The sequence below is a fragment of the Streptomyces sp. NPDC012935 genome, assembly GCF_042900345.1.
In the GTDB taxonomy this organism is placed as follows: domain Bacteria; phylum Actinomycetota; class Actinomycetes; order Streptomycetales; family Streptomycetaceae; genus Streptomyces.
Window position 1 is genome coordinate 125,768 of record NZ_JBIBBC010000001.1, and the last position, 20,678, is coordinate 146,445.

Annotated in this window: 15 protein-coding genes; 6 read left to right on the forward strand and 9 right to left on the reverse strand. The window is 69.9% G+C overall.

Annotated elements, in window-relative coordinates:
* Positions 1–33: 33 nt before the first annotated feature.
* The 7 genes from ACFY5C_RS00585 to ACFY5C_RS00615 all read right to left on the reverse strand — a co-directional run bounded on the left by ACFY5C_RS00585 (position 34) and on the right by ACFY5C_RS00615 (position 7,674).
* Positions 34–1,059 carry a LacI family DNA-binding transcriptional regulator gene (locus tag ACFY5C_RS00585; RefSeq protein ID WP_389438923.1) on the reverse strand — a complete coding sequence of 342 codons (1,026 nt, stop codon included), beginning with the start codon at positions 1,057–1,059 and terminating at the stop codon, positions 34–36.
* Positions 1,060–1,146: 87 nt separating this feature from the next.
* Positions 1,147–2,577: a BNR repeat-containing protein gene (locus tag ACFY5C_RS00590; RefSeq protein WP_389438925.1), complete on the reverse strand. Its 1,431-nt coding sequence runs from the start codon at positions 2,575–2,577 to the stop codon at positions 1,147–1,149.
* Between the two features lie 40 nt (positions 2,578–2,617).
* On the reverse strand, positions 2,618–2,938 hold the full coding sequence (locus ACFY5C_RS00595) for an L-rhamnose mutarotase (RefSeq protein WP_389440606.1): 321 nt from the start codon (positions 2,936–2,938) through the stop codon (positions 2,618–2,620).
* 74 nt (positions 2,939–3,012) lie between these two features.
* The gene (gene rhaS / locus ACFY5C_RS00600; protein WP_389438927.1) at positions 3,013–4,095 is read right to left on the reverse strand and encodes a rhamnose ABC transporter substrate-binding protein; all 1,083 of its coding nucleotides are present in this window, start codon (positions 4,093–4,095) and stop codon (positions 3,013–3,015) included.
* Positions 4,096–4,125: 30 nt separating this feature from the next.
* Positions 4,126–5,127 carry an ABC transporter permease gene (locus tag ACFY5C_RS00605; RefSeq protein ID WP_389438929.1) on the reverse strand — a complete coding sequence of 334 codons (1,002 nt, stop codon included), beginning with the start codon at positions 5,125–5,127 and terminating at the stop codon, positions 4,126–4,128.
* Positions 5,120–6,160, reverse strand: coding sequence for an ABC transporter permease (locus ACFY5C_RS00610; RefSeq protein ID WP_389438931.1), 1,041 nt, complete (start codon positions 6,158–6,160; stop codon positions 5,120–5,122). The genes ACFY5C_RS00605 and ACFY5C_RS00610 overlap by 8 nt, the downstream gene beginning before the upstream one ends.
* Positions 6,157–7,674 (reverse strand): sugar ABC transporter ATP-binding protein, encoded by a 1,518-nt coding sequence (locus ACFY5C_RS00615; protein ID WP_389438933.1) that lies wholly within the window; start codon positions 7,672–7,674, stop codon positions 6,157–6,159. Before ACFY5C_RS00615 ends, ACFY5C_RS00610 begins: the two co-directional genes overlap by 4 nt.
* Before the next feature lie 281 nt (positions 7,675–7,955).
* On the opposite strand from ACFY5C_RS00615, the gene rhaI reads away from it, so the two are divergent.
* From rhaI to ACFY5C_RS00645, 6 genes are all read left to right on the forward strand, one after another.
* Positions 7,956–9,116, forward strand: a complete 1,161-nt coding sequence (rhaI, locus tag ACFY5C_RS00620; protein ID WP_389438935.1) for an L-rhamnose isomerase — start codon at positions 7,956–7,958, stop codon at positions 9,114–9,116.
* A 186-nt stretch (positions 9,117–9,302) separates the two neighbouring features.
* Complete coding sequence (locus tag ACFY5C_RS00625) at positions 9,303–11,342, forward strand: bifunctional aldolase/short-chain dehydrogenase (RefSeq protein WP_389438937.1); 2,040 nt, start codon at positions 9,303–9,305, stop codon at positions 11,340–11,342.
* Positions 11,343–11,350: 8 nt separating this feature from the next.
* Positions 11,351–12,790 (forward strand): rhamnulokinase family protein, encoded by a 1,440-nt coding sequence (locus ACFY5C_RS00630; RefSeq protein ID WP_389440608.1) that lies wholly within the window; start codon positions 11,351–11,353, stop codon positions 12,788–12,790.
* Between the two features lie 108 nt (positions 12,791–12,898).
* Positions 12,899–13,654 (forward strand): (Fe-S)-binding protein, encoded by a 756-nt coding sequence (locus tag ACFY5C_RS00635; RefSeq protein ID WP_389438939.1) that lies wholly within the window; start codon positions 12,899–12,901, stop codon positions 13,652–13,654.
* Positions 13,651–15,138, forward strand: a complete 1,488-nt coding sequence (locus tag ACFY5C_RS00640; protein WP_389438941.1) for a LutB/LldF family L-lactate oxidation iron-sulfur protein — start codon at positions 13,651–13,653, stop codon at positions 15,136–15,138. The genes ACFY5C_RS00635 and ACFY5C_RS00640 overlap by 4 nt, the downstream gene beginning before the upstream one ends.
* A complete protein-coding gene (locus ACFY5C_RS00645) occupies positions 15,135–15,806 on the forward strand; it encodes a lactate utilization protein C (RefSeq protein ID WP_389438943.1) in 672 nt (223 codons plus the stop codon). The genes ACFY5C_RS00640 and ACFY5C_RS00645 overlap by 4 nt, the downstream gene beginning before the upstream one ends.
* A gap of 10 nt (positions 15,807–15,816) precedes the next feature.
* Here ACFY5C_RS00645 and ACFY5C_RS00650 read toward each other — a convergent pair whose 3' ends face one another.
* A complete protein-coding gene (locus tag ACFY5C_RS00650; RefSeq protein ID WP_389438945.1) occupies positions 15,817–17,355 on the reverse strand; it encodes an FAD-dependent oxidoreductase in 1,539 nt (512 codons plus the stop codon).
* Positions 17,356–17,402: 47 nt separating this feature from the next.
* Positions 17,403–20,543: a family 78 glycoside hydrolase catalytic domain gene (locus tag ACFY5C_RS00655; protein WP_389438946.1), complete on the reverse strand. Its 3,141-nt coding sequence runs from the start codon at positions 20,541–20,543 to the stop codon at positions 17,403–17,405.
* Positions 20,544–20,678: the final 135 nt, after the last annotated feature.

Sequence of the window (20,678 nt, forward strand, 5' to 3'; positions counted from 1 at the left end):
GATCAGTGACGTCGGGTCCGGACCGCCTCGGGATCAGCGGGCCGACAGGCTGGAGCGCCGCACCACGAGCTCGGGCTGGAGTACGACACGCCGGTGCTCGTGCCGCTTCGTCCCGGTCTCCTCCTCCGTCTCCTCCAGCAGCATCTCCGCGGCGAGCGTGCCCATGGTGACCGCGGGCTGCCGTACGGAGGTGAGGGGGACGGCCGCGGCGGCCGCGAACTCGATGTCGTCGTAGCCGACGATCGCCAGGTCGTCGGGGACGCCGACGCCGGCGGCGTACATGGCCTGCAGGACGCCGAGGGCGAGCAGGTCGTTGGCGCAGAAGACGGCGGTCGGGCGGTCGGCGAGGCCGAGCAGGCGGGCGCCGGCGTCCCGGCCGGCGGCGACGTCGAGCCGCTCGGTGGGCAGCTCGCGCAGGTTCTCCGGGCCGAGGCCCGCCTCCGCCAGCGCGTTCAGGGCGCCGGTGCGGCGGTCGCGGACCTGGTTGAGGCCGGGCGGGCCGCTGACGTACGCGATGGAACGGTGCCCGGCGTCGACGAGGTGGCGTACGGCCAGCGCCCCGCCCGCGACGTCGTCGACCGAGACCGAGCACTCGGTGGTGCCCTCGGCGACCCGGTCGACCAGGACGAAGGGGATGTTGTGGCGGCGAAACGTTTCGATGTTGCGTCCGGTGGCGTCGGCCGGTGTCAGCAGCACGCCCCGCACGCGCTGTTCGGCGAAGAGGGACAAGTAGTCGGCCTCCTCGCTCGCGCTCTGCGCGCTGTTGCAGACCATCACGCCGAGCCCGGCGTCACGCGCGGTCCGCTCGGCGCCGCGCGCCACGTCGACGAAGAAGGGGTTGCCCATGTCGAGGACGAGCAGTCCCATGATCCGGCTGCGTCCCGCGCGCAGCTGGCGCGCGGACTCGCTGCGGACATAGCCCAGCCGGTCTATCGCGGACTGCACCCGCGCCCGCGTCTCCGTCGCGACCGCGTCCGGACGGTTGATGACGTTGGACACCGTGCCGACGGAGACTCCGGCGGCGCGTGCGACGTCCTTGATACCCACCGACTGGGCCATCGGGCAGGGACCTCCAGAAAGACTCGTAAGACGCGGGGCGGCGGGAAGGCCTTCACATTACCGTCATGCCGCCCACATCGGCTGCGATCAGGCAGGCAGGCGGAAGTTGAGGTTGCGCAGCGCCGAGGGCGTCGTACCGCTGGACTTCTCCTGGTACATGATCGACAGGTAGTGGTCCTGTCCGACGCGCGTCTCGTCGATCACGACCTCGCCGAAGGCGTTCAGCCCGGCGGTGACACCGTCGTACAGCACCGTCCAGTCCGTGTGTCCGGAGGCCTTGGAGGCTCCGGCGATCCGGCAGAACGGGAAGATCGCGTACGCGTTGTCGTACTTGTCCAGGATCAGCTTGGTGCGCTGGCTGGAGTTCAGCGGGACCGGGATCTCGGTCTTGTGCCAGGTGCCCGAGGAGTTCTTGCGGACGTGGAAGGCACGGCCGTTGGCGGTGCGGTCGGCGACGTAGTTCGTGGTGCACTGCCCGAAGCGGCCGGGGACGTAGCTGATGATCGCGTGCGGCAGGCCCGCCGAGTCGGTGAACTGGCTCTCCTGGTTCATCAGGGAGTGGTCGGGGTTGAGTGCGTCGATCACCAGGCCGCTGTCGGTGACGGCGACCTTGTCGGAGCCGCCGGTCGTGCCGACGACGGTGCCGGCGTTGTTGCGCCAGGTGCGGCCGCGGTCGTCGGAGTAGACGTAGCCGGTGTCGTGGTTGGTGATGCCGCCGCCGTTGCACATCACGGCGCCGTTCTGCTCACGCCAGGTGAACAAGGAGTGCAGGCGGCCGTTACGGTCGTAGTCGATGCCGTGCAGGTACATGTTGCGGGCGGTCGAGGAGCCGTGCTCGCTGGTGTACGTGCCCGTGGAACTGGACCACTCGCCGAGGCTGGTCCAGGTCGAACCGTCGTACTCGGCCAGGGCGTTGCGGCCGTTGCCGGAGACGGCTACCCGGTAGCTGAGCTGGAGTCCGCCGTCGGGGGTGGCGATGAACTGCGGGTAGGTGAACTGCGAGGTGAGTGCGAGACCGTCCATGGTCGGCTGAGGTGCGCCGAAGCGGCTCGCGCTCCAGCTCAGGCCCGCCGGGTTGTCCATCAGCCCGGCGACGGACTTGACGTAGGTGAAGCCGTCGCTGTGCGAGTCCATGTTGAGGTGAAGGCGGCCGTCGACCTTCGAGATCCCCATCGAGATGACGTTGTGGGAGTCGTTGTAGCGCAGGGTGTGGCCCACCTTGAGGGTGGACCAGGTGGTGGCGCCGAGCGCGCGGCGGCCGACGACGGCTCCGCGGTCGGCGGTGTACCAGACGGCGTACTGGTAGCCCTTGTAGGTCAGCAGGCCGTTCTTCTGGAAGGCGTTGTTGTTGACCAGCCCGTCGTACGACACGAAGTAGATGGCCTGCGTGTCGAGCGTGGTCGTACCGGTCAGGGTGAGGGACGGACCGGGGCCGGCGGCGCGGGCCGTGCCGGACGCGAGGGCGGGGGTCGTCACGGCTCCGGCGAGGGCGGCGCCCAGCAGGGTGCGTCTCTTCATCTCGGGGACTCCGTTGTCGGCGAGGGGTGGGAAGGGTGGGTCAGGCGAGGTGGAACACCTCGGTGAGCGGTTTCATGGCCTCGTCGGGGCGGGCGCCGTCCAATGACTCGAAGAACGGCGCCATCTCCGCCTGCCAGCGGGCGTTGACATCGGTGGCTTCCATGCCGGCCACGGCGGCGGCGAAGTCCTCGGTCTCCAGGTAGCCGACGAGCAGGCCGTCGTCACGCAGGAAGAGCGAGTAGTTGTGCCAGCCGGTGGCCGAGAGCGCTTCGAGCATCTCCGGCCACACGGCGGCGTGCCGCTCGCGGTACTCGTCCAGGCGGTCCTGACGGACCTTCAGCAGGAAGCACACGCGCTGCATCAACGACCCTCCGGGGCCCAGAAGTTGAAGATGGACTCAGAAATTGATGACGGGGCTCAGAAGTTGATGACGGTTCAGAAGTCGAACTTGTCAATGTTCTTGGCGTCGAACACGGTCGGCTTGCCGAGGCTGATCACGCCGTCCTTGCCGATGGTGTACTCGCCCATGTCCCCGGCCTCGAAGGTCTCGCCCTCCTTGCCGGTGATCTGGCCGGAGACCAGGGCGACGGCGGTGCGGGCGGCCAGCTCGCCGAGCTTCGAGGGGTCCCACAGCTCGAACGCCTCGACGGTGCCGTTCTTGACGTACTTGCGCATGTCGTTCGGGGTGCCGAGGCCGGTCAGCTTGACCTTGCCCTTGTACTTGGAGCCGGAGAGGTACTGGGCGGCCGCCTTGATGCCGACCGTCGTCGGGGAGATGATCCCCTTCAGGTTCGGGTACTCCTGGAGCAGGCCCTGGGTCTGCTGGAAGGACTGCTGGGCGTCGTCGTTGCCGTAGGCGATCTTGACGAGCTTGATGTCCTTGTACTTGGGGTCCTTGAGCTCGTCCTTCATGAAGTCGATCCAGGTGTTCTGGTTCGTCGCGGTCTGCGCGGCGGACAGGATCGCGATCTCGCCCTTGTAGTCGATCTGTTCGGCGAGCAGCTGCACCTCGGTGCGGCCGAGGTCCTCGGCGGACGCCTGCGAGACGAAGGCGTTGCGGCAGTCGGCGGTGGTGTCGGAGTCGTAGGTGACGACCTTGATGTCGTTCTTCATGGCCTGCTTCAGCGCGGTGCACAGGGCGCCCGGGTCCTGTGCGGAGACGGCCATCGCGTCGACCTGCTGCTGGGTGAGCGTGTTGACGTAACTCACCTGCCCGGCGGTGTCGGTCGCGCTGGACGGCCCGACCTCCTTGTAGCTGGAGCCCAGCTCCTTCAGCGCCGCCTCGCCGCCCTTGTCGGCGGAGGTGAAGTAGGGGTTGTTGACCTGCTTGGGCAGGAAGCCGACGGTCAGGCCCTTCTTCAGCTCGGCGTTCGGGTCGGCCTTGCCGGCGGTGGCGGCGGAGGCGCCCTCGCTCTTGACGTCCTCCTTGGTGGTGCCCCCGCAGGCGGTGAGGGCGAGGGCGAGAGAAGTGGCGGCGGCGAGGGCCGCGGAGGCACGGCGGAGGGATGACTTGCGCATGGTGGGAGTCCTTTACGAAGAAGGGCTGAGTTACGAGGTCGGAGTCGACGGAGTCGAGGCGGCTCTACGGCCCGCCCTCGCCACGGAGATCTGCCGCGCGACCCGCGGGCCGAGCACGGAAAGCACGAGCAGGACGCCGGTGACGACGATCTGCGACTGGGCGGAGACGTCCTGGAGGCTCATGACGTTCTGCAACGCCCCCAGCAGGAACACCCCGGCGATGGCACCACCCAGCGTGCCCTTGCCGCCGTCGAAGTCGATGCCGCCGAGCAGCACGGCGGCGACGACGGAGAGTTCGAGCCCCGTGGCGTTGTCGTAGCGGGCGCTCGCGTAGTGCAGCGCCCAGAAGATGCCGGTGAGGGAGGCCATCAGCCCGGTCACGGTGAACAGGATCAGCTTCTGCCGCTTGACGCGGATACCGGCGAAGCGCGCCGCCTCCTCGCTCGCGCCGGTGGCGAAGACCGACCGCCCGAACGGCGTGGCGTGCAGCGCGACCACGGCGATGGCGAGCAGGACGAGGAAGGGCAGGAAGGCGTACGGAACGAACGTGTCGCCGATCCGTCCGGCGGCGAAGTCCAGGTACTGGGACGGGAAGTCGGTCACCGCGTCCGACCCGAGCACGATCTGTGCGATGCCCCGGTAGGCGGCGAGCGTGCCGATCGTGACGGCGAGGGACGGCAGGCCCAGCCTGGTCACCAAAAGCCCGTTGATCAGACCGCACACCACACCGAGCAGCAGGCAGATCGGGATGATCGTCTCGATCGTCATGCCCTGGTTCCACAGCGCACCCATCACGGCGCCCGAGAGACCGGCGGTCGATGCGACCGAAAGATCGATCTCGCCCGACACGACCAGCAGTGTCATCGGCAGGGCGATCAAAGCGATCGGAAGGGTGTTTCCGATCAGGAACGACAAGTTGAGCGCGTTTCCGAAGCCATCGACCGTGGTGAAGGACAGCAGGAGCACGACGATCAGAAGGGCGCCGACAACCGTGTCCCAGCGAACGGCGCGCGCGAGCGACGAGTCAGCCATGGCGGGCGTTCCTCTTCTTCAGGGCGTTGGCCACGCGCAGCGCGACGATCCGGTCGATCGCGATGGCGAGGATGAGCAGGATGCCGTTGATGGCGAGCACCCAGACGGAGCTGACGCCGAGGGCGGGCAGGACGCTGTTGATGGAGGTCAGCAGCAGCGCGCCGAGGGCGGCACCGTAGACGCTGCCGGACCCGCCGGTGAAGACGACGCCGCCGACCACGACCGCGCTGACGACGGTGAGTTCGTAGCCGTTGCCGGTGCCGGAGTCGACGTTGCCGAACCGGGCCAGGTACAGGGCCCCCGCGAGACCGGCGAGGGCACCGCAGAAGGTGTACGCGGCCAGGATCCGCTTGCGGACCGGGATGCCGGCGAGGCGGGCGGCCTCCGGGTTGGAGCCGAGGGCGTACAGCTCGCGGCCGCTGCCGAAGTGCCTGAGGTAGTACGCGGTCGCCACCAGCACGACCAGGGCGATCAGCGCCAGCCACGGCACGGCAAGGATGCCGCCGGAGCCGAAGTCGACGAAGCCGTCCGGGAGGTCGGCCGCGGTGATCTGGCGGGAGCCGACCCAGATGGAGTCGATGCCGCGGATGATGTAGAGCGTGCCGAGGGTGACGACGAGCGCGGGCACCTGGCCGAGGCTGACGAGGAGGCCGTTCAGCAGGCCGAAGCCGATGCCCATCAGGACCGCCAGGAGCACGGCGAGGACCGGGTTCCCGCCGCCCTGGAGGTACGTTCCGGCGGCGAAGGCGCTGATGCCGAGCGTCGAGCCGACCGACAGGTCGACGTTCCTCGTGATGACGACCAGGGACTGGCCCGTGGCGACCAGGACGAGGATCGTCGCGTTCAGCAGCAGGTCCTTGATGCCCTGCTCGGTGAGGAACTCGCTGTTGCCCAGCTGGGTGACGACGATCATCACCACGAAGACGACCAGGATGGCGAGTTCACGCATCTTGAAGACGCGGTCGACGAGGCGGGTGCCGCTGGACTTGGGTACGTCGGTCACCGGAGCCTCTTTGGGAGTGATGACCGTCATGCGGCGGCCCTCCCGGTGGCTGCGGCCATCACGGTTTCCTCGGTGGCTTCGGAGCGCGGGATCTCGGCGGTGAGGCGGCCCTCGTGCATCACGAGCACGCGGTCGGCCATGCCGAGGATCTCGGGCAGGTCGGAGGAGATCATCAGGACCGCCACGCCATCGGCGGCCAACTCGCTGAGCAGCCGGTGCACTTCGGCCTTCGTGCCGACGTCGATGCCCCGGGTGGGCTCGTCGACGATCAGCACCTTGGGGCCGGTCGCGAGCCATTTGGCGAGGACGACCTTCTGCTGGTTGCCGCCGGACAGGGTGTTGACGGTGTCGGCGATCCGCGCGTACTTGACCTGGAGCTTGACGGCCCAGTCGAGGGAGCGGCTGCGTTCGGCGCCGCGGTCCATCAGGCCGGCCTTCACGGTCGTACGCAGCCCGGTGAGGCCGATGTTGCGCTCGATGGACATGTCCATCACCAGGCCTTGAGCCCGCCGGTCCTCGGGGACGAGGGCGAGGCCGCAGGCCATGGCGGTGGAGGGGGCGCCGTTGGTGAGCGCCCTGCCGCCGACGGACACCTCGCCCGCGTCCCAGCGGTCGATGCCGAAGACGGCCCGCGCGACTTCGGTACGGCCGGCGCCGACGAGCCCCGCGAGGCCGACGATCTCGCCGCGCCGTACGTCGAAGGAGACATCGGTGAAGACGCCCTCGCGGGTCAACCGGCGTACGCTCAGGGCGACTTCGCCCGGCTTCACGTCCTGCTTGGGGTACAGCTCCTCCAGGTCGCGGCCGACCATCCGGCGTACGAGGTCGTCCTCGGTCATACCGTCGAGCGGTTCGCTGGCGATCCAGGCGCCGTCGCGCAGGGTGGTGACCCGCCGGCAGATCTGGAAGATCTCCTCCAGCCGGTGGGAGATGAAGAGGACGGCGGCGCCCTGTTCGCGCAGGGTGCGCACGACGCCGAAGAGCCGGGCGACCTCGCTGCCGGTGAGTGCGGCGGTCGGCTCGTCCATGATCAGGACGCGGGCGTCGAAGGAGAGCGCCTTGGCGATCTCGACGATCTGCTGGTCGGCGATGGACAGGCCGCGCGCGGGCCGGTCGGGGTCGAGTTCGACGCCGAGGCGCCGCATCAGGGCGAGGGTCGCGGTGTGCGTGGCCTTGTGGTCGATCCGGCCGAGGGCGCGCCGCGGCTGACGGCCCATGAAGATGTTCTCGGCGATCGACAGGTCGGGGAAGAGCGTCGGCTCCTGGTAGATCACGGCGATACCGGCGTCGCGGGCGTCGCCGGGGCCGTGGAAGACGACGGGCGCGCCGTCGAGCAGCACCTGGCCGGCGTCCGGCCGGTGCACTCCGGCGAGCGTCTTGATCAGGGTCGACTTGCCCGCGCCGTTCTCCCCGGCGAGGGCGTGCACCTCCCCGGGAAACAGCTCCAGGGAGACGTCCCGCAGGGCGCGGACCGCGCCGAAGGACTTCGAGATGTCCCTGAGCGCCAGAACCGGGGCCGGACCCGTGGTGGACGGGTGGGTCATGAGGGCTCCTCGACGACGTCGGCGGGACGGCCCTCTCGACGTCGTGAAAGGTTTCAACTTGGTTGCCGGGACGTTAGGCACGCAGCGCATGTCACGTCAATGGGTCCGTGTCGAAAAACTTTCGATGAACGAAGGTCACGGGCGAGTCACAACAAGAAGCCGTGGCCGCGGGGCTTGACACTCCTTCGGGGGCCTCATACGTTCCCGTCTTGAATCGTTTCACGACGAAGCTTTCAGATGTCCACCGTCCGACTTCCGTCCCGACGTCACAGGAGCCCTCAGTGACCGAGCTCGCCGCGGTGAAGGCCGCACTCAAGACCCAGGCAGTCGAAACGCCGTCGTGGGCGTACGGGAACTCGGGGACGCGGTTCAAGGTGTTCGCCCAGCAAGGCGTTCCCCGGACACCGCAGGAGAAGCTGGACGACGCCGCTCAGGTGCACGCGTTCACCGGTGTCGCCCCGACCGTCGCCCTGCACATTCCGTGGGACAAGGTCGACGACTATGCGGCGCTTGCCAAGCACGCCCAGGACCGCGGCGTGAAGCTGGGCGCGATCAACTCCAACACGTTCCAGGACGACGACTACAAGCTGGGCAGCATCTGTCATCCGGACGCGGTGGTGCGGCGCAAGGCCGTCGACCATCTGCTGGAGTGCGTCGACATCATGGACGCGACGGGCTCCGCCGATCTGAAGCTGTGGTTCGCGGACGGCACGAACTATCCCGGTCAGGATGACGTGCGCGCGCGGCAGGACCGCCTGGCCGAGGGGCTGGCGGAGGTGTACGAGCGGCTCGGGGACGGGCAGCGGATGCTGCTGGAGTACAAGTTCTTCGAGCCGGCCTTCTACACGACGGACGTACCGGACTGGGGCACGGCCTATGCGCACTGCCTCAAGCTCGGGCCGAAGGCGCAGGTCGTCGTCGACACCGGGCATCACGCGCCGGGCACCAACATCGAGTTCATCGTCGCGACGCTGCTGCGGGAGGGGAAGCTCGGCGGATTCGACTTCAACTCGCGCTTCTACGCCGACGACGACCTGATGGTGGGGGCCGCGGATCCGTTCCAGTTGTTCCGGATCATGTACGAGGTGGTGCGTGGGGGCGGGTTCACGTCCGACGTGGCGTTCATGCTCGACCAGTGCCACAACATCGAGGCGAAGATCCCGGCGATCATCCGGTCCGTGATGAACGTGCAGGAGGCCACGGCGAAGGCGCTGCTGGTTGACCGGGGGGCGTTGGCTGCGGCGCAGGCCTGCGGTGATGTGCTGGGCGCGAATGCGGTGCTCATGGATGCCTACAACACGGATGTGCGGCCGTTGCTGGCCGAGGTTCGGGAAGAGATGGGGCTCGATGCGGATCCCATGGGTGCGTATCGCCGTTCCGGGTGGGCCGAGAAGGTTGTGACTGAGCGGGTTGGCGGGCAGCAGGCCGGTTGGGGGGCGTGAGCGTCTGCCGGGATCTGTCTCGTTGCGGGCTGCGGCGCCGTTGTGGCTGGTCGCGCCCACGCGGCGGTAGCCGCAAATCCAATACAGCCCCGCGCCCCCGGGATCGGCGCTTCGCGCCTGATCCCCTGCGCCCCTGACGGCACCCGTCAGAAACGTATGGAATCTTCTTCGAAGGACTGAGAACACATGGCTCCCCATTCCGAAGCCGCCGCCCTCCTCGCCCGTTCCCACCGTCTCGGCTCCGACCCCCGCAACACCAACTACGCCGGTGGGAACGCGTCCGCCAAGGGAATCGACACCGACCCCGTCACGGGCGGTGACGTCGAGTTGATGTGGGTCAAGGGGTCCGGTGGTGACCTCGGCACGCTCACCGAGGCCGGGCTGGCGGTGCTGCGGCTGGACCGTATGCGGGCCCTTGTCGACGTCTACCCGGGCGTCGAGCGGGAGGACGAGATGGTCGCCGCGTTCGACTACTGCCTGCACGGCAAGGGCGGGGCGGCTCCGTCGATCGACACCGCCATGCACGGGCTCGTGGCGGCCGCGCATGTCGATCATCTGCATCCCGACTCCGGCATCGCGCTCGCCTGTGCCGCCGACGGGGAGAAGCTGACCGACGAGTGCTTCGGGGACAGCGTGGTGTGGGTGCCGTGGCGGCGGCCCGGGTTTCAGCTGGGGCTGGACATCGCCGCGGTCAAGGAGGCCAATCCGCAGGCCGTCGGGTGTGTGCTCGGTGGGCACGGCATCACCGCCTGGGGTGACACCTCCGAGGAGTGCGAGCGGAACTCGCTGCACATCATCCGGACCGCCGAGGCGTTTCTCGCCGAGCGAGGGAAGCCGGAGCCCTTCGGGCCGCTGATCGAGGGGTACGCGGCGCTCGGCGCCGGTGAGCGGCGGGAGCGGGCCGCTGCGCTGGCGCCGGTCATCCGCGCCATCGCCTCGCAGGACCGCCCGCAGGTCGGCCACTTCACCGACTCCGAGGTCGTCCTCGACTTCCTCGCGAGCGCCGAGCACCCGCGGCTCGCCGCGCTCGGCACGTCCTGCCCCGATCACTTCCTGCGCACCAAGGTGCGGCCGCTCGTCCTCGATCTGCCGCCCACCGCTCCCCTCGACGAGGCGATCGCCCGGCTGGGGGAGCTGCACACCGCGTACCGCGAGGAGTACGCCGCCTACTACCGGCGGCACGCCCTGCCCGACTCCCCCGCCATGCGCGGCGCCGACCCGGCGATCGTGCTGGTCCCGGGTGTCGGCATGTTCAGCTTCGGCAAGGACAAGCAGACCGCCCGGGTCGCCGGCGAGTTCTACGTCAACGCCATCAATGTGATGCGGGGGGCCGAGGCGGTCTCGACGTACGCGCCCATCGAGGAGTCCGAGAAGTTCCGTATCGAGTACTGGGCGCTGGAGGAGGCCAAGCTGCAGCGGATGCCGAAGCCCAAGGCGCTCGCGACACGGGTCGCGTTCGTGACCGGCGCCGGCAGTGGGATCGGGAAGGCCATCGCGCATCGGCTCGTCGCCGAGGGCGCGTGTGTGGTGGTCGCCGATCTCGACGCCGAGAACGCCCAGGCCGTCGCCGAGGAGCTGGGCGGTCCCGACAAGGCGGTGGCGGTGGCGGTGGACGTCACGTCCGAGGAGCAGATCGCCGACGCGTTCAAGGCGGCCGTACTGGCCTTCGGCGGAGTCGATCTCGTCGTCAACAACGCCGGGATCTCCATCTCCAAGCCCCTGCTTGAGACGTCGGCCAAGGACTGGGACCTCCAGCACGACATCATGGCCCGTGGCTCCTTCCTCGTGTCGAGGGAGGCGGCGCGCGTGATGATCGCTCAGGAGCTGGGCGGTGACATCGTCTACATCGCCTCCAAGAACGCTGTCTTCGCCGGCCCCAACAACATCGCCTACTCGGCCACCAAGGCCGACCAGGCCCACCAGGTGCGGCTTCTTGCGGCGGAGTTGGGTGAGCACGGCATCCGCGTCAACGGCATCAACCCGGACGGCGTCGTCCGTGGTTCCGGGATCTTCGCCGGCGGCTGGGGCGCCCAGCGGGCCGCCGTGTACGGGGTCGAGGAGGACAAGCTGGGCGAGTTCTACGCCCAGCGGACCATCCTGAAGCGGGAGGTGCTCCCGGAGCATGTCGCGAACGCCGTCTTCGCGCTCACCGGCGGGGACCTGACCCACACCACGGGACTGCATGTCCCGGTCGACGCCGGCGTCGCGGCCGCCTTCCTGCGGTGAGTGCGTCCGTGAAGTCGTACGCCGCGGTCGACCTCGGCGCGTCCAGCGGGCGTGTCATGGTCGGCCGCGTCGCCCTCGACCGTCTGGAGCTCGCCGAGGCGCACCGCTTCCCCAACCGGCCCGTGCGGGTGCCCGAAGGGCTGCGCTGGGATGTTCTCGCCCTGTACGCGGGCGTCCTGGAGGGGCTGCGGGCGGCCGGTCAGGTCGACTCCGTCGGCATCGACAGCTGGGCCGTCGACCACGGCCTGCTGGACGCGGACGGGGCCCTGCTCGGCAACCCCGTGCACTACCGGGACTCCCGGACGCAGGGGGTCGCGGAGAAGGTGTGGGCGACCGTCCCGGCGGCGGAGCTGTACGCCGCCACCGGGTTGCAGTACGCGCCCTTCAACACGCTGTACCAGCTGGCGGCGGCCCGGGACTCGGCTCAGCTACGGCACGCCGAGCGGCTGTTGCTCGTCCCGGATCTGCTGACGTACTGGCTCACCGGCGAGCAGGGCACCGAGCTCACCAATGCCTCCACCACCCAGCTGATCGATCCCCGTACCCGCGACTGGGCGTACGACATCGCTGACCGGCTGGGCATCGACCTGGGCCTGTTCGCGCCGCTGCGGCAACCGGGCGATCGCGCGGGGGTGTTGCGCGACGAGGTGCTTGAGGAGACCGGGCTGAGCGGTCCGGTGCCGGTGACGGCGGTGGGGTCGCACGACACCGCGTCCGCCGTGGCCGCCGTTCCGGCCGAGGCCGGCGAGCGGTTCGCGTACATCTGCACCGGCACCTGGTCGCTGGCGGGTCTGGAGCTGGACGCGCCCGTGCTGACAGAAGAGAGCCGGGCCGCCAACTTCACCAACGAGCTGGGGCTGGACGGCACGGTCCGGTACCTGCGGAACATCATGGGGCTGTGGTTGCTCCAGGAGTGCGTACGGGCCTGGGGAGACCCCGACCTGGGCGGGCTGCTGCTCGACGCGTCCAAGGTGCCGGAGCTGCGGTCGGTCGTGGACGCGGAGGACGCGGCGTTCCTGGCGCCGGGGCGGATGCCGGAGCGGATCGCCGAGGCGTGCCGGGCCTCGGGGCAGCCGGTGCCGGTCTCGCCCGCCGAGATCACGCGCTGCATCCTCGACTCGCTCGCCCTGGCCCACCGGCGCGCGATCAGGGACGCCGAGCGGCTGGCCGACCATCCGGTCGACGTCGTGCATGTGGTCGGGGGCGGTACCCGCAACGCCCTGCTGTGCCAGTTGACCGCCGACGCCTGCGGGCTGCCGGTGGTGGCCGGCCCGAGCGAGGCCGCCGCCCTCGGGAACGTCCTGGTCCAGGCAGGTACCCACGGGCTGGTCGGCGACCTCGCCGACGGACGGCGCCTGCTCACCCGTACGCAACCGCTGAGCCGGTACGAGCCGCGGGGCGACGCGGCGCGCTGGAGCGAGGCGGAGGCGCGGCTCGTCCGGGCGTGACCGGCTCGTCCGAGGGTGACCGGCTCACCCGGGGCGGGCGGGGTCTCCCCTGCGCCGCGCTGCCGCATTACCCTGCACTCATCCGATGACCGATCACAAGGAGCCGCGATGCGTGTCGCCCTGTTCCTGACCTGTGTCAACGACACGCTCTATCCGGACACCGGGCGCGCTGTGGTGAAACTGCTGACCAGGCTGGGCGTCGAGGTCGACTTCCCGATGGCCCAGACCTGCTGCGGACAGGCGCACTACAACACCGGATACCGGCACGAGGCCGAGCCGCTCGCCCGGCATTTCTCCGATGTCTTCGGGGAGTACGAGGCGATCGTCACCCCGTCCGGATCGTGCGGGGCGATGGTGCGCGAGCTGTATCCGCGGATGGGTGAGCGGGCCCGGGCCGAGGGCCGCGGGGACACCCTCGCGGCGACCCTGGCGCCGGTGGTGCCGAAGACGTACGAGCTGACGGAGTTCCTGGTGGACGTGCTGGGGGTGACGGACGTGGGCGCCTACTACCCACACAGGGTGACGTACCACCCGACCTGCCACGGCCTGCGCGGACTGGGGCTGGCCGACCGGCCCCGGCGGCTGCTGCAGGCCGTCAAGGGGCTGGAGTTGGCGGAGCTGCCGGGCGCGGACGAGTGCTGCGGGTTCGGCGGGACCTTCGCGCTGAAGAACGCCGACGTCTCGGCGGCGATGGGCACGGACAAGGTGCGCAACGCCGAGTCGACGGGGGCCGAGGTGCTGTGCGCGGCCGACAACTCCTGTCTGATGCACATCGGCGGGACCATGGCGCGGCTGCGGACGGGCATGCGGCCGGTGCACATCGCTCAGATCCTGGCGAGCACGGAGGAGGAGCCGGCGGCATGAGTGGAACGTATCTCGGGATGCCGGCGTTTCCGAAGGCCGCGCACGAGGCCGTGCACGACACGACCCTGCGCGGCAACCTGCGCCACGCCACGCACACGATCCGCGCCAAGCGGGCCAAGGCCGTCGCGGAGGTGTCCGACTGGGCGGCGCTGCGGGAGGCCGGGAAACGGATCAAGGACCATACGCTGCGCCATCTCGACCGGTATCTCGTGCAGTTGGAGGAGTCGGTCACGGCGGCGGGCGGCACGGTCCACTGGGCCGCCGACGCCGACGAGGCCAACCGGATCGTGGCCGGCCTGGTCAAGGCGACCGGTGAGTCGGAAGTCGTCAAGGTCAAGTCCATGGCCACGCAGGAGATCGGGCTGAACGAGGCCCTGGAGGCGGAGGGCATCCGCGCCTACGAGACCGATCTCGCCGAGCTGATCGTGCAGTTGGGCAAGGACCGGCCCTCGCACATCCTCGTGCCTGCCATCCACCGCAACCGCGGTGAGATCCGGGACATCTTCCGGCGTGAGATGGGCGAGTGGGGCCGCCCGGCTCCGGAGGGCCTGACCGACACCCCCGCCGAACTCGCCGAGGCGGCCCGGCTGCATCTGCGCGAGAAGTTCCTGCGCGCCAAGGTCGGCGTCTCCGGCGCCAACTTCATGGTCGCCGAGACGGGCACGCTGGTCGTCGTGGAGTCCGAGGGCAACGGGCGGATGTGCCTGACCCTGCCCGAGACGCTGATCTCGGTCGTCGGCATCGAGAAGATCGTGCCCACCTGGCGTGACCTGGAGGTGTTCCTGCAGACCCTCCCCCGCTCCTCCACCGCCGAGCGCATGAACCCGTACACGTCCATGTGGACCGGCACGACGGACTCCGAGACGGCGGGCGGGCCGAAGACCTTCCACCTGGTCCTCCTGGACAACGGCCGCACCGACACCCTCGCCGACGAGGTCGGACGCCAGGCCCTGCGCTGCATCCGCTGCTCGGCGTGCCTCAACGTCTGCCCGGTCTACGAACGGGCCGGCGGTCACGCCTACGGCTCGGTCTACCCCGGGCCCATCGGTGCCATCCTCAGCCCCCAACTCCGCGGTGTGACAAGCGAGATCGACGCCTCGCTGCCGTATGCGTCGTCGCTGTGCGGCGCCTGTTACGAGGTCTGCCCCGTCGCCATCGACATCCCCGAGGTGCTGGTGCATCTGCGGGAGCGGGTCGTTCAGGGCGGCCAGGTGACCTCCAACGGCAACAAGGTGGTCCTGAAACCAGCGAAGGGCCATGCTGCCGAGCGGGCCGCGATGCGGGCGGCGCGCTGGGCGTTCAGTCACCCGGGTGCCCTGCGCACCGGCCAGCGGCTCGCCGCACGCACCCGCCGCCTGCATCCACGCTCGCTGCCGGGGCCGGGCAAGGCGTGGAGCGGAACGCGGGATCTGCCGGAGGTGCCCGCGGAGCCGTTCCGGGACTGGTGGCAGCGGACGCAGGGTGGAAAGGGCGGTGCCAAGTGAGCAGCAGGGAACGGATCCTGGGCCGGGTGCGGCGGGCGCTGGCGGACGTACCGGACGCGCCGGACGCGCCCCGGGACGATTCGCCGTACGAGGAGGCGGTGCCGAGGGACTATCTGCGCGAGCACGGTGAGCGCAGTGTCGCGGAGACGGTCGATGTGCTGGCCGAGAACCTGGCAGATTACCGGGCGATCGTGCACCGGACGACCACTGAGGACGTGCCCTACCTGATCATGCGGTTGCTCGCCGAGCGAGGGCCCCAGTACGTGCTCGTCCCTCCGGGCCTCCCCCCGGAGTGGATGTCGGCCGCCGATCCCACCCGCGTCCACGACCGCGCCGTGAGTACGCCTCACGAACTCGACAAGGTCGAGAGCGTGGTCACCGGCTGCGCGCTCGCCATCGCCGAGACCGGCACCATCGTCCTCGACGGCTCCCCCGACCAGGGCCGGCGCCGCATCACGCTCGTCCCCGACCACCACATCTGTGTCGTTCGGGTCCCCGAGCAGGTCGTGTCGTCGGTCCCGCAGGCGCTGGAACGCCTCGCTCCCACCCGCCCGTTGACGTGGATCTCCGGCCCCTCGGCCACCAGCGACATCGAGCTGGACCGGGTGGAGGGGGTGCACGGCCCGCGCACGCTGGAGGTCGTCCTGGTCGGCCCAGACGGCAGCTGAGGGCACCGCCTCAGAGGTCTCGCTGCTCCAACGGTCGTACGGCGGGCCCCTGGACGACTCGGCCGTCGGGATCGAAGCGCGAGCCGTGGCAGGGGCATTCCCAGGTCCGTTCCGCGCGGTTGAACGCGACCAGACAGCCCAGGTGGGTGCACTTCGCGGAGACGGCGTGCACCTTTCCGTCGTCGTCGCGGTGGACGGCGCAGCGCTTGCCGGACACGTGGACGATGGCGCCTTCCCCGGGCGCGATGTCGTCCACCGAGCTGGTCGACGGGCCGGGCAGGTGGTGCAGCCGGTCGCCGACGAAGTGGCGGGCGACGTCGGTCTGGTGCTTGACGAAGTCCTTCCCCTCGCGGACGACGGACATCACACGGCGGGGGTCGTAGAGGTCGCTCCACAGGTTCTCGCGACCGGTGATCAGGTCGCAGAGCAGGCGGCCCGCCATGATGCCGCCGCTGAGTCCCCAGCCGCCGAAGCCGGTGGCAACGTGGACATGGCGGCTCGCGGGGTGCAGGGGGCCGACGAGCGGGACGGAGTCGGTGGAGTCGTTGTCCTGCGTGGCCCAGCGGTGGGTGAAGGAGAGGTCACCGAAGCGCTCCTGCGCCCAGCGCGTCAGCGCCTCGAAGCGCGCCTCGACGTCGCCGCCCGCGCCCGGGGTGAAGTGCTCGCCGGTGACGATGAGCAGACGTTTTCCGTCGCCGTAGGGGGCCGTGCGGATCGAGCGGGTGTTCTGTTCGGTGGTGATGTACATGCCGGTGGGTGCCTCGGCCGCGTCGATGGGGGCCGTGACGACCAGTTCCCGGCGGGGCGTCAGGCGGGTGAACAGCAGCGCCCGGTCGAAGATCGGGTAGTGGGTGGCGACCACGATGGTTTCGGCCCTCACCTTCGCACCGTCCTCGGTCGTCAGCACGCAGGGCTCGCCCTCGGACAGACCCACCACGCGTGTGTGCTCGTACACCTGCCCGCCGAGGCGTTGGAGGTCGGCGGCCAGCGCCAGCAGGTACTTGCGTGGATGGAACTGCGCCTGCCCCTCGACGCGCACGGCGCCCGCCACCGGAAACGGCAGCTCCGTTTCGGTCACGTACTCGGCGCTCAGGCCCGCCTCCCGGGCGGCGTCGGCCTCGGCCCGCAGTTCGTCGGTACGGTCGCTGTCCTCGGCGTAGGTGTGGGCCGCCGTCTCCTCCCAGTCGCAGTCGATGCCGAGCTCGTCGACGACCTCGGCGGCATGCCTGATCGCGTCCGTCTGCGAGGTCGCGTACAGGCGTGCGCCGTCCTTGCCCCGGGTGCGGCGGAGCCGGTCGTAGATCAGGGTGTGCTGCGCGGTCAGCTTGGCGGTGGTGTGCCCCGTGACGCCGGCGGCGATCCGGTCCGCCTCGAGCAGGGCGACGCCGTGACCTCGCCGGGCCAGCTCCCAGGCCGTGGCGATCCCGGCGATCCCCGCGCCCACGACGGCGACGTCCACGGTGAGGTCACCGTCCGGCGGGGGCGCGGGGTCGCCGGGCGGTGCCGTCTCGATCCAGTACGACGTGTGGGTGCGGGTCGGCTCGTCCATGCCGGCCGAGTTCCCCCGACCGGACCCGCCACACGGGGGACCGCAGGTCAGCCGAGGGCGGCGGTCACCTGGTAGCGGCCGGAGGGCAGCCGGTAGCTCGCCGTCCCGCCCTCGAAGCCCAGGTACTTCACGCCCGGTACCCGGGACAGGGGGGTCCTGCCCGTGCGCACCGAGGCCGGGTCGGACGTGGGGATGTGCAGGGTCGCCGTGCTGTTCGCGGGGACCACGGCCCGGTAGGTCAGCATCCGGCCCTCCGTCCGCCACTCGCTGACGATCTCCCCGTACGGAGCGTGGTGCGAGCCTGCGACCTGCGTGATCTGCCCGGTCGGGTCGAGGCGCGGGCGCAGGAAGAAGTGCCGGAAACCCGGGTGGGCCTGGTCCTTCGCGATGCCCGCCATGCTCTCGTACATCCACTCCATGATCGCGCCGTAGGAGTAGTGGTTGAACGAGTTCATGTCGACCGGGCCGAAGCCGTCCTCCTTCGAGTACGAGTTCCAGCGCTCCCAGATGGTGGTCGCGCCGTTGCGCACCGAGTACAGCCAGGACGGCATGGCGTCCTGGTGGAGCAGCTTGTACGCGAGGTCGACGCGGCCCTCGTCGGTGAGCACGGGGGCGAGGACGTTCACACCGAGGAAGCCGACGGACAGGGTGTTCTCGGGGTACTTCACGCGGGTGCTGCCGGGGTGGGCCTCCTTGTAGGCCTCGTCGTTGCCGATGTTCTCGGCGAGCAGCGTGACCAGTTGACGGCGCTGAGCCTCGGTGTCGTAGAAGCCGAGCTTGAGGACCCACAGCAGGGCGGTCTGGGTGTCGTCCTCGGTCCGGCCGCCGGTGGGAGGTGCGTCTCCGAGACTCGACCGTACGGTCACCCGGCCCGTCGTGGCGTCGGTGGCCAGGTACTTGGTGGTGAACGCGCGCTTGATGCGGGCGAACAGGTCTTCGTAGGCGCGCGCCTCGGTGGTGCGGCCGGTGCCGCGGGCCATGTCCGCCATGAGGCGCACGCTGTAGCCGTAGTAGACGTCGCTGATCAGCTGGGTGCTGGTGTCCTGGAAGGCAAGCCAGTCACCGAAGATCGCGCCCTGCCCGGCGTACGCGTCGCCGGTGCGTCCGCGGATCCAGTCGACGTACTTCGTCATCGCCGTCCAGCTGCGGTCGACGATGGTGGGGTCGCCGGACATCTGCCACACCGTCCATGGCACGACCACCCCGCAGTCCGCCCAGCCGCTGGCGGGAGCCGCAGCGTTGTAGCGGTTGCCGGGCGCGACCGCCGTGAACTGGGCGCCGTCCAGGCCGTAGGTGCGCTGCGAGTCGATCAGGTTGTCCTCGAAGTGGCTGAGGAAGTTGACCGCGTCGGCGTTGTAGAGCCCGGTGTTGCAGAAGAGCTGGGTGTCGCCCGTCCAGCCGAGGCGCTCGTCGCGTTGCGGGCAGTCGGTGGGCACCCAGAGGTAGTTGCCGCGCTGCCCCCAACGCACGTTGCTGATCAGCTGGTTGATGTCCGCGTCGTCGGTCGTGATCGTGCCGATGTCGCGGAGGGCGGAGGTCGCGACCCTGCCGGTGAAGCGGGTGAGGGTGACTGTTTCGGTCGCGGTGACGGAGACGTAGCGGAAGCCGTAGAAGGTCAGCGAGTCCTCGTGGGTCTCGCCGTCGGGGTCGCCCTTGAGGATGTAGGTGCTGGTGGCCTTCGCGGAACGGAGGTTGGCGCGGTAGACCGATCCGACGGGACCGTCCGCGCCCTCACTGTCGTCGTTGAGCATCTCGCCGGGCCTGAAGGCGACTTCGGTGCCTGCCTGGCCGCGCAGTGTGTAGCGGGGCACGCCGACCAGGTTCTGACCCAGGTCGATCACGGCCGTGTCGCCGGGGTGCAGGGTCACGGCCGCCTTGGCGGCCTCGGCCGGGTCGGTGACCGTGCGGGCGGGGTCGACGACGATGCGGCCCTTGCCGTTGGGGCTGCCGTCCTGGCCGGTCACGCCCGTGTAGACGGTGACGGACTGCGGCTTGCGGTCCCACCGGGGCATCAGGCGGGCGCTCTCTCCCGGATGGGCGACCAGCCTGGCGTCGGGGAACCTGGTGGTGAAGTCGTGCTCGGTCACGCCGGCCCAGGCGGCGGCGTCGAAGTCGCCGGACGTCCAGCCTTCGAGTTCCCTGCGGGCGTCGTAGGTCTGACCGTCGTAGATGTCGTCGGCACGGTAGGGGCCGGTGTCGGTGGCCTTCCAGTCGTCGCCTGGTGCGGTGACCACCGTCTGCTCAGAGCCGTCGGCGTACCGGATCAGGAGCTTGGCCTTGAGTGCCAGGCGGTTGCCGTCGGCGGAGTAGTAGGTGCTGTTCTCGGAGACACGGCTGTTGTACCAGCCGTTGCCGAGTACGGCGGCGAGGGTGACGTGCCCCGCGTGCCCCTCGCCCCCCTCACGTCGCTCCCCCACGACCAGGTCCGTCACGTCGTACGTGAAGTAGTTGACGGTGCTGTCGTAGTTGGTCCAGCCCGGCGTCAGCAGTTCATGGGTCGTTGCGTCGTCCTGCGGCACGGCGACGCGTCGGCCGTTGATGTGGGCCTCGTAGACGCCGAGGGCGGAGATGTAGAGCCGGGCGCCCCGTACTTGACGTCCCGTCAGGCGTGCCTGGTGACGCAGGAGCGGGGCGCCGGCGGTGTTGGGCTGCTTGCCGGCCATGGTGATCCACCGGGCGCCGCCCCAGCCGGCGACGCCGTCGGTGCCGAGCAGCCCGGTCTCGAAGTGGGCGGTCGGGGCGGCAGGGACGGCTCGGCCGGTCTCGTCCCAGGTGGTCACCGTCCAGTGGTAGCGGGTGGAGGCGCGCAGGGTGGGGCCCTCGTAGCGCACGGCGATCGAGTCGGGTGAGGTGACCCGGCCGCTGTTCCAGACGTCCGCCCGGGAGGGGGTCAGGCGGTCGGGTGCGGTCGCGACGAGGATCCGGTACGCAGACTGGCGGCGACCGCGCACCGAGGACGCCATGCGCCAGCCGAACCGGGGGCGAGTGGCGTCCACGCCGAGGGGGTTCGTTCTGTGCTCGACCGTCAGGCCCTCGACGGCCGTGCGGTGCGAGGTGGGGGCGGCCGATGCGGGTCCGCCTGCGGCGATCCCGCCCGCGAGGACGACCGGTGCGGCGCCCAGTGCGGTGGTGAGCACGGTCCTGCGACGCACCCCTCGGCCCTTCGTGCTGTCGACTCCGTCGTTCATGCCGTTGTCCCTTCGGCTCGTCGAAGTTGGAACGATTCAGCTCGAACGACGGTTGAAGCTAGTGGCAGAAGTGACATGAGTCCATGGTGCGAGCAGCACGAATTCTGTGCAGATTCCAACAGAAGCACTCAGCCG

What these genes read in the sequence shown, in the direction of transcription:
- ACFY5C_RS00585 (WP_389438923.1), bottom strand. Translation starts at nt 1,059, where the DNA reads ATGGCCCAGTCGGTGGGTATCAAGGACGTCGCACGCGCCGCCGGAGTC.
- ACFY5C_RS00590 (WP_389438925.1), bottom strand. Translation starts at nt 2,577, where the DNA reads ATGAAGAGACGCACCCTGCTGGGCGCCGCCCTCGCCGGAGCCGTGACG.
- ACFY5C_RS00595 (WP_389440606.1), bottom strand. Translation starts at nt 2,938, where the DNA reads ATGCAGCGCGTGTGCTTCCTGCTGAAGGTCCGTCAGGACCGCCTGGAC.
- rhaS (WP_389438927.1), bottom strand. Translation starts at nt 4,095, where the DNA reads ATGCGCAAGTCATCCCTCCGCCGTGCCTCCGCGGCCCTCGCCGCCGCC.
- ACFY5C_RS00605 (WP_389438929.1), bottom strand. Translation starts at nt 5,127, where the DNA reads ATGGCTGACTCGTCGCTCGCGCGCGCCGTTCGCTGGGACACGGTTGTC.
- ACFY5C_RS00610 (WP_389438931.1), bottom strand. Translation starts at nt 6,160, where the DNA reads ATGACGGTCATCACTCCCAAAGAGGCTCCGGTGACCGACGTACCCAAG.
- ACFY5C_RS00615 (WP_389438933.1), bottom strand. Translation starts at nt 7,674, where the DNA reads ATGACCCACCCGTCCACCACGGGTCCGGCCCCGGTTCTGGCGCTCAGG.
- ACFY5C_RS00625 (WP_389438937.1), top strand. Translation starts at nt 9,303, where the DNA reads ATGGCTCCCCATTCCGAAGCCGCCGCCCTCCTCGCCCGTTCCCACCGT.
- ACFY5C_RS00635 (WP_389438939.1), top strand. Translation starts at nt 12,899, where the DNA reads ATGCGTGTCGCCCTGTTCCTGACCTGTGTCAACGACACGCTCTATCCG.
- ACFY5C_RS00640 (WP_389438941.1), top strand. Translation starts at nt 13,651, where the DNA reads ATGAGTGGAACGTATCTCGGGATGCCGGCGTTTCCGAAGGCCGCGCAC.
- ACFY5C_RS00650 (WP_389438945.1), bottom strand. Translation starts at nt 17,355, where the DNA reads ATGGACGAGCCGACCCGCACCCACACGTCGTACTGGATCGAGACGGCA.
- ACFY5C_RS00655 (WP_389438946.1), bottom strand. Translation starts at nt 20,543, where the DNA reads ATGAACGACGGAGTCGACAGCACGAAGGGCCGAGGGGTGCGTCGCAGG.